12 protein-coding genes are annotated in these 13,872 nt (G+C 64.9%); 7 read left to right on the top strand and 5 right to left on the bottom strand.

Features of this window, described 5'->3' with window-relative positions; all coding sequences use genetic code 11:
• The first annotated feature begins 244 nt into the window (after positions 1–244).
• Complete coding sequence (pbpG, locus tag ASB57_RS16895) at positions 245–1,474, top strand: D-alanyl-D-alanine endopeptidase (RefSeq protein ID WP_057653278.1); 1,230 nt, start codon at positions 245–247, stop codon at positions 1,472–1,474.
• Between the two features lie 250 nt (positions 1,475–1,724).
• Here the strand turns inward: pbpG and ybaK are convergent, their stop codons facing one another.
• The 3 genes from ybaK to fumC form a co-directional block, all read right to left on the bottom strand.
• The gene (gene ybaK / locus ASB57_RS16900) at positions 1,725–2,216 is read right to left on the bottom strand and encodes a Cys-tRNA(Pro) deacylase (protein WP_057653279.1); all 492 of its coding nucleotides are present in this window, start codon (positions 2,214–2,216) and stop codon (positions 1,725–1,727) included.
• A 276-nt stretch (positions 2,217–2,492) separates the two neighbouring features.
• Positions 2,493–3,470, bottom strand: a complete 978-nt coding sequence (locus ASB57_RS16905; RefSeq protein ID WP_057653280.1) for a tripartite tricarboxylate transporter substrate binding protein BugE — start codon at positions 3,468–3,470, stop codon at positions 2,493–2,495.
• 273 nt (positions 3,471–3,743) lie between these two features.
• On the bottom strand, positions 3,744–5,138 hold the full coding sequence (fumC, locus tag ASB57_RS16910; protein WP_057653281.1) for a class II fumarate hydratase: 1,395 nt from the start codon (positions 5,136–5,138) through the stop codon (positions 3,744–3,746).
• Between the two features lie 133 nt (positions 5,139–5,271).
• Here fumC and tsaE point away from each other — a divergent pair, with 133 nt between their 5' ends.
• Together tsaE and ASB57_RS16920 are read left to right on the top strand one after the other, a co-directional pair.
• A complete protein-coding gene (tsaE, locus tag ASB57_RS16915; RefSeq protein WP_057653282.1) occupies positions 5,272–5,793 on the top strand; it encodes a tRNA (adenosine(37)-N6)-threonylcarbamoyltransferase complex ATPase subunit type 1 TsaE in 522 nt (173 codons plus the stop codon).
• A complete protein-coding gene (locus ASB57_RS16920) occupies positions 5,739–7,130 on the top strand; it encodes an N-acetylmuramoyl-L-alanine amidase (RefSeq protein ID WP_057653283.1) in 1,392 nt (463 codons plus the stop codon). Before tsaE ends, ASB57_RS16920 begins: the two co-directional genes overlap by 55 nt.
• Before the next feature lie 150 nt (positions 7,131–7,280).
• Here the strand turns inward: ASB57_RS16920 and ASB57_RS16925 are convergent, their stop codons facing one another.
• The gene (locus tag ASB57_RS16925; protein WP_156414193.1) at positions 7,281–7,937 is read right to left on the bottom strand and encodes a VTT domain-containing protein; all 657 of its coding nucleotides are present in this window, start codon (positions 7,935–7,937) and stop codon (positions 7,281–7,283) included.
• A 157-nt stretch (positions 7,938–8,094) separates the two neighbouring features.
• On the opposite strand from ASB57_RS16925, the gene mutL reads away from it, so the two are divergent.
• Entirely contained in the window at positions 8,095–10,341 is a 2,247-nt protein-coding gene (gene mutL / locus ASB57_RS16930) for a DNA mismatch repair endonuclease MutL (protein ID WP_057653285.1), read from the top strand.
• Between the two features lie 7 nt (positions 10,342–10,348).
• Positions 10,349–11,341: a tRNA (adenosine(37)-N6)-dimethylallyltransferase MiaA gene (gene miaA / locus ASB57_RS16935; RefSeq protein WP_057653286.1), complete on the top strand. Its 993-nt coding sequence runs from the start codon at positions 10,349–10,351 to the stop codon at positions 11,339–11,341.
• On the opposite strand, the gene purM is transcribed toward miaA, so the two are convergent.
• Positions 11,338–12,387 carry a phosphoribosylformylglycinamidine cyclo-ligase gene (purM, locus tag ASB57_RS16940; protein WP_057653287.1) on the bottom strand — a complete coding sequence of 350 codons (1,050 nt, stop codon included), beginning with the start codon at positions 12,385–12,387 and terminating at the stop codon, positions 11,338–11,340. The two genes, miaA and purM, sit on opposite strands and share 4 nt — an antisense overlap.
• 80 nt (positions 12,388–12,467) lie before the next feature.
• Between purM and hda the strand changes: the two genes are divergently transcribed.
• Entirely contained in the window at positions 12,468–13,172 is a 705-nt protein-coding gene (hda, locus tag ASB57_RS16945) for a DnaA regulatory inactivator Hda (RefSeq protein ID WP_057653288.1), read from the top strand.
• On the top strand, positions 13,169–13,870 hold the full coding sequence (locus ASB57_RS16950) for an HAD family phosphatase (protein WP_057653289.1): 702 nt from the start codon (positions 13,169–13,171) through the stop codon (positions 13,868–13,870). The genes hda and ASB57_RS16950 overlap by 4 nt, the downstream gene beginning before the upstream one ends.
• Positions 13,871–13,872: the final 2 nt, after the last annotated feature.

Genomic DNA, 13,872 nt, shown 5'->3' on the forward strand with positions numbered 1-13,872 from the left:
TTTTCAATCGTCTGCCCCCGACGCTTGTTCAGTCTGGGCAGCACATCTCATTGTGTCCCCCAATTGACTTCTTCGGGATTTCACTGACCGACAAGCGTCGTTCGGCATGACAGGATTACGTTTCAACACACTCGGCTTTTAAAAGATTGTTTAAATTGTTCGCCTAACCCTATAATTCAAATCAATTTTTCGCCGCAGCCAGTGTCGAAACATCTCTTCACACCCTGATAAGTCACGTTTTACTATGGCGCATACCTGGAAACGATCGGTCTACACGGTGGCGGCTCCGCTGCTGCTCGCGCTATCGACCCTGTATTCATCGGCTGCGCACGCCGCCGCCGATCCCTGCAAGACCAATGCCAAATCGGCGGCTTGCAAGGCTGAACAAGCCAAGGCCGCGAAGAAAGCGCCGGCCAAGACTGCCGCCGCCAAGGCCCCGGCGAAGACGGCTGCCAAGGCGCCTGCGGCCAAGACCGCTACCGCCAAAGCCCCGGCGAAGACGGCCGCCGCCACCAAGAGCGCAGCGAAGAGCAGCGCCAAGGCCGCGCCGGCCAAGAAGTCCGTCACCACCACCAGGACGGTGGCGGGACGCAAGGAAACCGTCATCCGGTCGTCGGCGGGACAGCCCGCGGTGGCCACTACCCGCACCCTCACCCCGGTCCGCACGACGGCCTCGGCCGATGCCGGCCAGGCGGTCGCGCGCCTGACCACGCCGTCGTCGCAAGCCGCCGCGCTGCGTTCCAGCGTCGCCTACGTGCAGGACCTGGCGACTTCGACGGTGCTGTTTTCCAAGAATGAAGACACGGTGCGTCCCATCGCTTCGATTTCCAAGCTGATGACGGCGCTGGTGGTGGTCGACGCCAACCTGCCGATGGACGAGATGATGGAGGTCAGCGACGACGATATCGATCGTCTGCGCCACGCGTCGTCGCGCCTGCCGGTGGGCTCGCGCCTGAACCGCGCCGACATGCTGCACGTCGCGCTGATGTCCTCGGAGAACCGCGCCGCCCATGCCCTGGGCCGCTACTATCCGGGCGGCATGCCGGCGTTCGTGCGGGCCATGAACGAAAAGGCGCGCGAGCTGGGCATGCTGGACACTCACTTCGTCGAGCCCACGGGCCTGTCGAGCGAGAACGTCTCGTCGCCGCGTGATCTGGTGCGCCTGCTGCGCGCCGCTTCGCAGCGGCCGCTGATTCACCGCTACACCACGGACACCGAGTACGACGTGGAGATGCGCAAGGGCCGCACGCAGACATTCCGCAATACCAACGCGCTGGTGCGCAATGCGGACTGGGACATCAAGGTGTCCAAGACCGGCTACATCAATGAAGCCGGCGAGTGCCTGGTCATGTTGGCGCGCATCAATGGGCGCGACCTGGCCATCGTGCTGCTCGATTCGCAAGGCAAGTACTCCCGCGTGGCTGACGCGGTGCGGATCCGCAAGTTCGTGCAGAACGAGGTCGCTATGTTATAGCCCCCCGTACCGCGCTGCGCGCGGCCCCCCAGGGGGCGGCACTGGCGGAAGGGAGGGCCCACCCCAAGCGCTACGCGCCTCCCCTCAAGGGGCGGCACTGGCGGACCGGAGGAAAGCCCCACCCCCACGCGCTATGCGCGTCCCCCTCCAGGGGGCGGCACTGGCGGACCGGCAAAGCCGGCTCCGCTGTGCCTGCGATAAAAAAGCCTGTGCTTTGCACAGGCTTTTTTTGTGCGCGGAATCAGGCGGGTCAATCTTCCAGGGCGGCGGTGACGGGCTTGGCGCCTAGCAGGTCGACCAGCACTTGCGGCGCGATGCCTACCAGGTAGCCGCGGCGGCCGCCGTTGATGTAGACCTTGGGGAGGTCCAGGATGGTCGCTTCCACCCAGACCGGCATGCGCTTGCGGGTACCGAAGGGGGACGTGCCGCCGACCTGATAGCCGGAATGGCGTTGCGCGGTGTCGGGATGGCAGGGGGCGATTTTTTTCGCGCCGGTCTGGCGGGCCAGATTCTTGGTGGAGACCTCGCGGTCGCCGTGCATCACGATGATCAGCGGACGCGCGGCCTCGTCTTCCATGATCAGCGTCTTGACCACGATGTGGGGGTCGACGGCCAGCTGCCGCGCCGATTCCTTCGCGCCGCCGTGGTCGACGTAGTCGTAGGGGTGTTCGGTGAAGGCGACCTTGTGCTGCCGCAGGAATTGCGTGGCAGGCGTTTCGGAGACGTGACGGGCTTTGCTCATAGGCAGGATTTTATGCCGGAGCAGGCCCAAAGAAAAAAGACCTGTGCATTGCACAGGTCTTCCTGACCGCAGGCACAGCGGAGCCGGCTTTGCCGGTCCGCCAGTGCCGCCCCCTGGAGGGGGGGCGCGTAGCGCCTGGGGGTGGGCCTTCCTTCCGGTCCGCCAGTGCCGCCCCCTGGAGGGGGGGGCGCGTAGCGCCTGGGGGTGGGCCTTCCTTCCGGTCCGCCAGTGCCGCCCCCTGGGGGGCCGCGCTACGCGCGGTACGGGGGGGCCTTCTTATTCCAGTTTGATGTTTTGCTGCTTGACCACGTCCTTGGCCCAGTCGTACTGCTGCTGGATTTCCTTGGCGAACTCTTCCGGCGTGTTACCCGACGGCGACGAGCCCTGTTCGTCCAGGGCCTTGACCACGCGGGGATCCTTCAACGCGATCACAGCCGCGTCACGCAGCTTGTTGACGATCTCCTTGGGCGTACCCTTGGGCGCCAGCAAGCCGTACCACACCGGCTGGTTCAGCACCGGGAAGCCCGCTTCGGCGAACGTCGGCACATCCTTCATGTTCGGGATGCGCTGCGGCCACGCCACCGCCATGGCCTTCAGCTTGCCGGCCTGGATCTGAGGCATGGACGAAGGCAGATTGTCGAACAGGATTTCGACCTGGCCACCCACCGCATCGGCCAGCGCCGGACCCGAGCCCTTGTAAGGCACGTGCACGATCTTCGTGCCGGTCGCCATCTTGAAGGACTCGCCCATCAAGTGCAGCACGCCGCACGTGCCCGAGCTGCCGTAGGAGTATTTGTCCGGATTCTTCTTCAGGACCTCGACGAATTCCTTGAAATCCTTGGCCGGGAACTTGGGATTGATCGACACCACGTTGGCGGTGTTCGCGAAGTTCGTGACCGGCTGGAAATCCTTGATCGGATCGTAAGGAAGATCGTTGGGGCGGCAAGCGGGGTTGACGGCCATCGTCGACACGGTGGCGATCGACAGCACATAACCGTCTGGCGCGGCCTTGGCGCCTTCGGCGGCACCAATGGCACCACCCGCGCCGCCCTTGTTCTCAATCACCAGCGGCTGACCCAGTTCCTGGCTCATGCGCTGCGTGACGAGACGGGCGATGATGTCCGTCGAACCGCCCGGCGCGAAGGGAACGATCACGCGAATGGCGTGGTCGGGGTAACCGGCCGCATGCGCTCCGGTGGCGGCGAACGAGAGTCCCAGAGCGATGGCAGCAGCCAGCGTATGCTTCTTGATCATTATGGTAAATCCTCCTAAGTCTCCAACCCGCCCGTTTGCAGGCTGATCTGTTTCGGATGCGGAAATAAAAATTGCTTTTGGCATGCGCATTCCTTCACATTGGAAAGGATAGCAGCAATCAATTACATCAGGTACTGAGGAAAGCCCGGCTCGTCCATAACAGATTCAAGAAGCGGAGAGACAGGGGCGGACAGCGTGAGCAGACGAAAAAAGGCGGAGGGGTCTCCCCCTCCGCCCTTTTCAGCGGTGCCGCACGGAACGCGGTAATGCAGGCTACTTGTGCTTCGCGTTCGTCATGTCAGCGGGCACGACCCACTGATTGAACTGCTCTTCGGTCAAATGCCCCAGCTGCAGCGCCGATTCCTTCAGCGACAGGTTTTCCTTGTGCGCCTTCTTGGCGATCTGGGCAGCCTTGTCATAGCCGATATGGGGATTCAGGGCGGTCACCAGCATCAGCGAACGGTCGACCAGCTCGGCGATGCGGTCCAGGTTGGGCTCGATACCCTTGGCGCAGTGATCGTTGAAGCTGTGCATGCCATCGGCCAGCAGACGCACCGATTGCAGGAAGTTGTGGATCACCAGGGGCTTGAACACGTTCAGTTCGAAGTTGCCGCTGGCGCCGCCGATATTGATGGCGACGTCGTTGCCCAGCACCTGGGCGCCCAGCATCGTGATGGCCTCGCACTGCGTCGGATTGACCTTGCCCGGCATGATGGAGCTGCCCGGCTCGTTTTCCGGAATGCTGATTTCGCCCAGGCCCGAACGCGGACCGCTGGACAGCCAGCGCACGTCGTTGGCCAGCTTGATCAGGCCCGCGGCCAGGGTCTTCAGCGCGCCGTGCGCGAACAACAGCGCTTCATGCGAAGCCAGCGCCTGGAACTTGTTGGGCGCGGACACGAAGGCAGCGCCGGTATCGTGCGCCAGCTGCGCCGAAACCTTGACGCTGAAATCGGGATGCGCGTTCAGGCCGGTACCGACGGCGGTGCCGCCGATGGCCAGCTGATGCAGGCCCGGCAAGGTCGCGCGGATCTGCTGTTCGGACAGGTCCAGCTGGGCCACGTGGCCGGACAACTCCTGGCCCAGGGTCAGCGGGGTGGCGTCCTGCAAGTGGGTGCGGCCGATCTTGACGACGTCGTAGTACTTGGCGCTCTTTTCCGCCAAGGTGGCGCGCAGCGCTTTCAGCGCGGGCAGCAGATGCTGCTCGACCTGCACGGCAGCCGCGACGTGCATCGCGGTGGGGAAGGTGTCGTTGGACGACTGGCCACGATTGACGTGGTCGTTCGGGTGCACTTTGCGGCCTTCGCCGCGCTCGCCACCCAGGATTTCCGAAGCGCGATTGGCCAGCACTTCGTTCATGTTCATATTGCTTTGCGTACCCGAGCCGGTCTGCCAGACCGACAACGGAAACTCATCCGGCCACTTGCCGGCGATGACTTCGTCGGCGGCCGCCACGATACCCTTGGCGATGCCGGCATCCAGTTCACCCAGGTCGGCGTTGACCTGCGCCGCGGCGCGCTTCAGACGCGCCATCGCATTGACCAGCGGAACGGGCATCTTCTCGGTCGAAATCGCGAAGAATTGCAGCGAGCGCTGAGTCTGGGCCCCCCAAAGATGATCGTCGGGAACCTCGATCGGTCCGAAAGTATCTTTTTCGGTGCGCGTTTTCATGGCGGTACAGCTCCGTTCTGATGCCGCCGGCATGCCTGTTCGGCATCCGCGGCAGGGTTGGTAATCGACCGGGCCAGGGGCGGCGTCGCCCCCTACCTATAATTCCCATGTTTTTACCACTCGCCCCGCCATCATGTCCGCCCTCGCCTGCCTGACCGTCCATCTGCCCGACGAGCACGCCACCGAAAACCTGGCCCGCCAGCTGGCGCCCCTGCTCGACGGCCGCGCCGGCATTGCCCCCGCCGGAGGCCGCATACACCTTTCCGGGGAACTGGGGGCGGGTAAAACCGCATTTACGCGCGCGCTGTTGCGTGAATGCGGCATAAAGGGCCGGATCAAAAGCCCAAGCTATGCCTTGCTTGAAAGCTATAAAGTTTTTAACTTATACTTCTATCACTTTGATTTCTATAGATTTAGCGATCCGCGCGAGTGGCTGGACGCAGGTTTTCGCGATTTGTTGCGGGACGACGCGGTCGTTCTGATCGAATGGCCGGAAAAGGCGGAGGGTCTGCTCTCCCCCCCCGATCTGCAAATTTCCCTGGTTTATGCGGACCAGGGGCGCGATGCCACGTTGACCGCTTACACCGCTAGAGGGCAACTATGGCTGAACGCGATCGTCCCGAACCCGGCGCCCCCGTCACACGCGGCGCCATGACCCGTCGCCGCCTGATTTCGGCGGCGGCCACACTGATCGTCTTACCGGTCATTCCCCGTCTGGCCCAGGCCGCCACCTTGCTGGCGGTGCGTACCTGGCCGGCGGACGAATACACCCGGGTCACGCTGGAACTGGACAGCGAGCTGAAGGCCGAGCAGTTCACCCTGGAAAATCCGGACCGCCTGGTGGTGGATATCGAGGGCCTGTCCATGAGCCAGGCCTTGAACGACCTGGCCGGCCGCATCCGCAAGGATGATCCCTATATCCGCTCGCTGCGCATCGCGCAGAATCGTCCGAACGTGCTGCGCCTGGTGTTCGACCTTAAGCAGGCGGTCGCGCCGCAGGTCTTCACCCTCAAGCCGGTGGCCGATTACCAGTTCCGTCTGGTGCTGGACCTGTATCCCAAGGTGGCCCAGGATCCCCTGATGGCCATCCTGAAGAAGCAGCCCGCCGGCCCGGACGTCGACGATCCCCTGGCGCGCATCCTGGACGACATTTCGCGCAACCCGCCCGGCCCGGACACGCAGACCGCGGCGATTCCCAAGCCAGCGCCGCTGCCCAATCCTTCGCAGCCGCTGCCGCCGCCCGCCGTGGAAAAGCCGTCGGGCAAGCTGGCCGGCCGCAAGCGCATGCTGACCATTGCCCTGGATCCCGGCCACGGGGGCGAGGACCCGGGGGCCAGCGGTTCCAGCGGCCTGCGGGAAAAAGACGTGGTGCTGCGCATCGCGCATCGCCTGAAGGCCTTGATCGACGCGCAGCCCAATATGCGCGCCTACCTGACGCGGGACGACGATTATTTCGTGCCGCTGCATGTGCGGGTGCAGAAGGCGCGGCGGGTACGTGCGGATCTGTTCGTGTCCATCCATGCGGATGCCTGGATCAAGCCCAGCGCCAGCGGGTCGTCGGTGTTCGCGTTGTCGCAACGCGGGGCCAGCAGTTCGGCGGCGCGCTGGATGGCGGACAAGGAAAATGCCGCGGATTTGATCGGTGGCGTGAATCTGGGTTCGCACGACGAGCAGGTTGCCAAGGTGCTGCTGGACCTGTCCACGACGGCGCAGATCAACGATTCCTTGAAGCTTGGGTCGGTGTTCCTGCAGGAGATCAAGAAGATCAATCACCTGCACAAGGACAGCGTGGAACAGGCCGGTTTCGCCGTCCTGAAAGCGCCGGACATCCCGTCCATCCTGGTGGAAACCGCGTTCATCAGCAATCCGACCGAAGAGTCCCTGCTGAAGTCGACGCAGCATCAGGACAAACTGGCGATGGCGATGTTTACGGGGATTCAGCGGTATCTGACGACGAACCCGCCCCTGGCCCGCGTGGGCGACGCAACGTAGAAGGCTTTCTGGAAGACCTGTGCAATGCACAGGTTTTTTTTTGTGGGGGCGGGGCCGCCCCCACATGCCCCCGGGGGCATTGTCGGCCCGGCAAAGCCGGGCCTTCCCGAGCGCAATAAAAAAGCCTGTGCATTGCACAGGCCTTTTTGTTTACTGCGGCTTCACCGCGCTGGTCTTTTTCTTTTTCTTTATGATCTTCCAGATGCCCGCCAGGATCAGCGGCGCGATGGCTGCCCCAAGGCCGATCAGCACGATCAGGTTCAAGTGCTCTTTCACCATCGGGATGTTGCCGAAGAAATACCCCGCCGCCACCAGGCTCACCACCCACAGCAACCCGCCGGTGATGTTGAAGAGCTGGAAGCGGGCAACGCTCATTTCAGCGACGCCGGCAACGAAAGGCGCGAACGTGCGCACCAGCGGAATGAAGCGCGACATGACGATGGTCTTGCCACCATGCTTCTCATAAAAAGCATGCGTGCGCATCAACGCATCGCGATCCAGAAACCGCAGATTCGTGGAAAACACCTTTGGCCCGATTGCCCGTCCTATGACGTAATTCAAGGTATTTCCGGTCACCGCCGCGATCACCAGCAACACCGCCAGCACGACCGGATCGATATGACCCGATGCGCCAAACGCACCCGCGATGAACAACAGCGAATCACCCGGCAAAAACGGCATGACCACAAAGCCCGTTTCAGCGAAAACAATCAGGAACAGAACGAGATACACCCATGCCCCGTACTTCGCGACCCAAACCCCAAGGGTCTGGTCGATATGCAACACCATATTCAGTAAATCGAGCATGTGATCAGCTTCAGCAAAAACATTAAGGGTGACCCGGGAATATAGCCGACTGCGGCATCCAGCTAAAATCGATCGCAAACCCTGTGTTGCGGCGATGCGCCGCCCGCCTTTTGTCTTATATCCAACGGCCCCCCCGCCGCCGAGACCCGCACTACTTATGTCCGATCGCCGTTCCATTGCCGCGCTGCCCGACCTACTGATCAGCCAGATCGCCGCTGGCGAGGTCATCGAACGCCCTGCCTCGGTATTAAAGGAACTGCTGGAAAACGCCATCGATGCCGGGGCCCGCGCCATCGAGGTCCGCCTGGAAGGCGGCGGTATACGCCGAATCGCGGTCACCGACGACGGCAGCGGCATCCCGCCCGAGGAATTGCCCCTGGCTTTGATGCGCCACGCCACCAGCAAGATCGCCAATCTGCACGAGTTGGAGTCAGTTGCGTCCATGGGGTTCCGCGGCGAAGCCTTGGCATCGATCGCTTCGGTAGCCCGGTTGACGATCACCTCCCGCACGCGGGACAGCCAGAACGCCTGGCAGATACAAGGGGGCAGTACCGAGCCGACGCCGGCCGCCGGCCCGGCCGGCACCACCATGGACGTGCGCCAACTGTTCGATTCGGTGCCCGCCCGCCGCAAGTTCCTGCGTGCGGAAGCCACCGAATTCGGCCACTGCCTGGATGCGATGGAACGGATCGCCCTGGCCTACCCGGGCATCGCTTTCCGCCTGTTCAACCAGGACCGGGCCCATCGCCAATGGTTGCCCACCGATCCCTTCCGCCGCATCCGCGACGTGCTGGGCGCGGAGTTCGCCGAACACGGGCTGCCACTGCAGCATGAGGTCGGCCCGGTATCGTTGACCGGCATGATCACGCGTCCGACGGCGGCGCGCGCCCGCGCCGACCGGCAATATCTCTACGTCAACGGGCGCTTCGTGCGCGACCGCACCGTCAGCCATGCGCTGCGCGCTGCGTACGCGGATGTGCTGCATGGCGACCGCCAGCCGGCCTATGTACTGTTCCTGGAGATCGATCCCGCCGCCGTCGATGTCAACGTGCATCCGGCCAAGAGCGAGGTTCGATTCCGCGAAAGCGGCGCGGTGCACCGTTTCGTCACCCAGGCCGTTGGGCAGGTGCTGGCGCAGACAGGTGGTCAGAATGGCGTAGCGGCCGGGTCGGGGACGACCGCGGCCGGCACGCAGGCCGAGCCGGCAGGAATGACCGGTGCCGCGGGAGGCGCGGGAGCTGCGGGAGGCGCATCAGGCGCGCCGGGCAATTCGGCGGCACACGCCGGCACGAGCGGCGCCGGCTTCCTGCGCCCAGGCCCGGGTGCAGCGGGTGGCGGCGGTCCTCAGCGTCCCCACACCCAGGTGCCCTTCCGCCTGCAGACGCCGGCAAGCGCGGGCGACTGGCAGACGCTATACCGCCCCTTGGGCGACGAGAACGCCCGGCCCACGGGCGTGGCGGCCCCGCCAGGCGTGGGCGGCGATGCAACCGCAAGCCCGGCCCCGAAGCAGTGGCCGCGCGACGCGGGCGCCCTGCATGAGCGGCCCCAAGACGCCGCCGCGTACGGCTCCAGCACAAGCAATGGACAGAACGGAACAAGCGGCTTTCGCGGCGCCGACAGTGAAGGCGGCGCGCCAGGCCCGGCGCACGCAGCGGACGCAGCGGACACGGCAAATACGGCAATGCCGTACGCCGCGCCGGCCACGCCCGCGGCCAACGGCGGCTTCAGCTACGCCGCCATCGAAGCGGCCATGGCAGACCGCCAGGCCTTGCAGATGGCCGAGCCCCCGCCAGGACGACCTGCACTGCCGGGTGACGACGAACAGCCCTTGGGCATGGCGCTGGGCCAATTGCATGGCATCTACATCCTGGCCCAGAACCGGCGCGGCCTGGTCCTGGTGGACATGCACGCGGCCCACGAGCGCGTGGTCTATGAACAATTGAAGCGTGCGCTCGACCAGCGGGAATTGCCGCGCCAGGACCTGCTGGTGCCGGTGGTGTTCAACGCCCAGGAAAAGGACGTCGCCCTGGTCGAGGAATACCGTGACGAGCTGATCGAACTCGGCTTCGAGCTGCGTCCGGCCGGCCCCACCACCATCGCGGTGCGTTCCGTGCCGGCCCTGCTGGCGCGCGGCGACATCGAAACCATGGCGCGCGCGATCCTGCGCGACCTGGGCGCGGTGGGCGTATCCCGCCTGCTGACCGAACAACGCAACGAATTGCTGTCCACCATGGCCTGCCATGGCTCGGTACGCGCCAACCGCCGCTTGACCATCGACGAGATGAACGCGCTGCTGCGCCAGATGGAAGCCACCGAACGCGCCGACCAGTGCAATCATGGACGGCCCACCTGGGTCCAGTGGACGGTTTCGGACCTGGACAAGCTTTTCCTGCGCGGGCAATAGGCGCGGCATGGCCTCCCTGCCCATCATCTGCCTGACCGGCCCCACGGCGGCCGGCAAAAGCGCCGCTACCTTGGCGCTGGCGCGCCGCTGGCCGCTGGAAATCATCAACGTCGATTCCGCCACGATCTATCGAGGCATGGACATCGGCACGGCCAAGCCGAGCACGGAAGAGCAGGCGCAGGTGCCGCAACATCTGCTCGACATCCGCGATCCGACGCAATCCTATTCGGCGGCCGAATTCCGCAACGATGCCCTGACTCTGATCGCCGCGATCCAGGCGCGTGGCCGCATTCCCCTGCTCGCCGGCGGCACGATGCTCTACTACAAGGCGTTGCGCGATGGCCTGGACGACCTGCCGCAGGCCGATCCGGCCTTGCGCGCGGACCTGGAAGCCCGCGCCGCCCAGGCCGGCTGGCCGGCCCTGCACGCCGAACTGGCCAAGCTGGATCCCGTGACGGCGGCCCGTCTTGCGCCCAACGACAGCCAACGCATCCAGCGGGCGCTGGAAATCTGCCTGCTCAGTGGCCAGCCGATGTCGGCGCTATTGGGCAAAAAGAAAAAGAAAGAAGCCGCCCCCGGGCACATGAGCACGGCAGGCGACGTGGCGCAGGACAGCACCGCTGACGCGGCGGCTCATCGCTACATCACCATCAGCCTGGAGCCCTCGGACCGTCTGCGGCTGCACGAACGCATCGCGCAACGCTTCGACATGATGCTGGCGGCAGGCCTGGTGGAGGAAGTGCGGACCCTGCGGGCACGCGGGGATCTGCACCCGAACCTGCCATCGGTGCGCTGTGTGGGTTACCGCCAGTTCTGGGACCATCTGGACGGCACTATCGACCTGGCCGAAGCGCGCGAACGCGGCATCGCTGCCACGCGCCAGCTGGCCAAGCGCCAGATAACCTGGCTACGCGCGCAGCCGGACAGGACCATCATCGATTGCCTGGCCGGCAACGCGGTCGCGCAGGTCATCGATGCCTGCGCGCCGCTGCTGGATTAGATCACCACGGTCTGCGGCGCATCGCCTTGGCGCGCCACCACTTCACCGATACGGCTGACTGTCTCGCCTTGCGCGCGCAAGGTGGCGATGATGGCATCGGCCTGCGCCGCGTCGACAACGGCGACCATGCCGATACCGCAGTTGAACACGCGATGCATTTCGGCATCGGCCACGCCGCCTTGCTGCTGCAGCCACTGGAACAACGCGGGCAATTCCCACGCGTCGCGGTGCAGGGTCACGGCCAGGCCGGGTTGCAGGATGCGCGGCACGTTGTCGACCAGGCCACCACCGGTGATGTGGGCCAGGCCCTTGATGGCGGTGCCATGGGCGGCGATCGCGGCCAGCACCTGCTTGACGTAGATGCGGGTGGGCGCCATGACGACGTCGGCCAGGGGCTGGCCGTGGAAGTCGTCGGTCGGCTTGGCGCCGGCACGGTCGATGATCTTGCGCAGCAGCGAAAAACCGTTGGAGTGCGCGCCGCTGGAGGCCAGGCCCAGCACCACGTCGCCCGGCTGGATCGATTTGCCGTCGATGATGGCGGACTTTTCCACCGCGCCGACCGCGAAACCGGCCAAGTCGTACTCGCCGTCGGGGTACATGCCCGGCATTTCGGCGGTTTCACCGCCGATCAGGGCGCAACCAGCCAGTTCGCAGCCGCGCGCGATGCCGCCGACGACGGCGGCCGCGGTATCCACCGACAGCTTGCCGCAGGCAAAATAGTCGAGGAAGAACAACGATTCCGCGCCTTGCACGAGAATGTCGTTTACGCTCATGCCGACCAGGTCGATGCCGACGGTGTCGTGCCGGTTCCATTCGAAGGCCAGTTTGAGCTTGGTGCCAACGCCGTCGGTGCCAGACACCAGGACGGGCTCACGATATTTCTTCGGCACTTCAAACAGGGCGCCGAATCCGCCGATGCCGGCGAGCACGCCCGCGCGCATGGTGCGGGCAGCCAACGGCTTGATGCGGTCGACCAGGGCGTCGCCCGCGTCGATGTCGACGCCGGCGTCGCGATAGGTCAACGGAGCTTGGGGTTGATTTGTCATGAGAAAAACCGTCGGGTGTGTGACAATTGCAGGATTTTTTGGGTAAACCACCGGGATTTTACCCGCTTCGCTCGTCAGCCATGAACCGCCAGCTGCTGTTATCCGTCCTTCCTGAGTCAGCACCCACGCTGGCCAACTTCGTTCCTGGTCCAAACCAGGCGGCGTTGGCGGCCGTGCGCACGCTCACGCCTGGGCGGGCGCTGTACCTCTGGGGCGCGGCCGGCTGTGGCCGCAGCCACCTGCTGCGCGCCCTGGCCGCCGTTCCTGGCGCCCGTTACATTACCGCGGGCATGGAAGCGCGCGCCGCGCTGCCGGCCCTGGCTCATAGCGACGCCCAGGCCGCCATGCCGGCCGTGGTGGCGGTCGACGACATCCATCTCATGGACGACGCCGGCCAGGCCGCCCTGTTTGCCTTGTACAATCGCTGGCGCGAATCCGCCGCGACCGACCGCGCTTTCGCGCTGGCCGTCGCGGGCGACCGCGCTCCCCTGGCCATGCCGCTACGCGAAGACTTGCGCACCCGGTTGGGCTGGGACCTGGTCTACGGGCTGGCCCAGTTGTCCGACGCGGACAAGCTGGAAGCGCTGGGCAGGCAGGCCGCCGAACGGGGGCTGCAATTGAGCCCGGAAGTGCTCAACTGGATGCTGACCCACTACGATCGCGACATGCGCCGCCTCGCCACCCTGCTGGATGCGCTGGATCGTTACTCGCTGGCTACCCGCCGGCCCATCAACATCTCCCTGCTGCGCACCATGCTGGCAGACCCGGATACACATACGAAATGAGTTCTGCCCGCCGCCTGGCCCTGTTTGACCTGGACCACACCCTGCTGCCCTTGGACAGCGACTACCAATGGGCCGATTTCCTGGCGCGCACCGGCCGGGCCGGCGACCCCGACGAAGCCCGCGCGCGCAATGAAGACCTGATGGACCGCTACAACCGCGGCGAACTGACCGCCGAGCAATCGGCCGAGTTCATGCTGGGCCTGCTGGCGGCGCATACCCCTTTCGACCTGGCGGCGTGGCATGAAGAGTTCATGGCGCTGGTCATCCGCCCCGCCATTTCCCTGCCGGCCGTACGCCTGGTGCAATCGCACCTCGAGGCCGGCGACCTGTGCGCGGTCGTCACCGCCACCAACCGCTTCGTCACCGCCCCGATCACGCGCGCGTTCGGCGTGCCTCACCTGATCGCCACCGAAGCCGAATACGTCGGCGGCCGCTATACCGGCCGCATCGAAGGCGTACCCAGCTTCAAGGAAGGCAAGGTCCTGCGAGTCAACGACTGGCTGGCCGGCATGGGGTTGGCGCTTGCGGATTTTTCCGAAACGTTTTTTTATAGCGATTCGGTCAACGACGTGCCGCTGCTCGAAGTCGTCAACTGCCCGATCGCGGCCAACCCCAGCCCCGCCCTGCGCGACATCGCCCAGACGCGCGGCTGGCAGGTGCTGGACCTGTTCGCGCACATGGAAGATGCCAAGTCCTGAAA

Source organism: Bordetella sp. N, from assembly GCF_001433395.1.
Taxonomy (GTDB): domain Bacteria; phylum Pseudomonadota; class Gammaproteobacteria; order Burkholderiales; family Burkholderiaceae_B; genus Bordetella_C.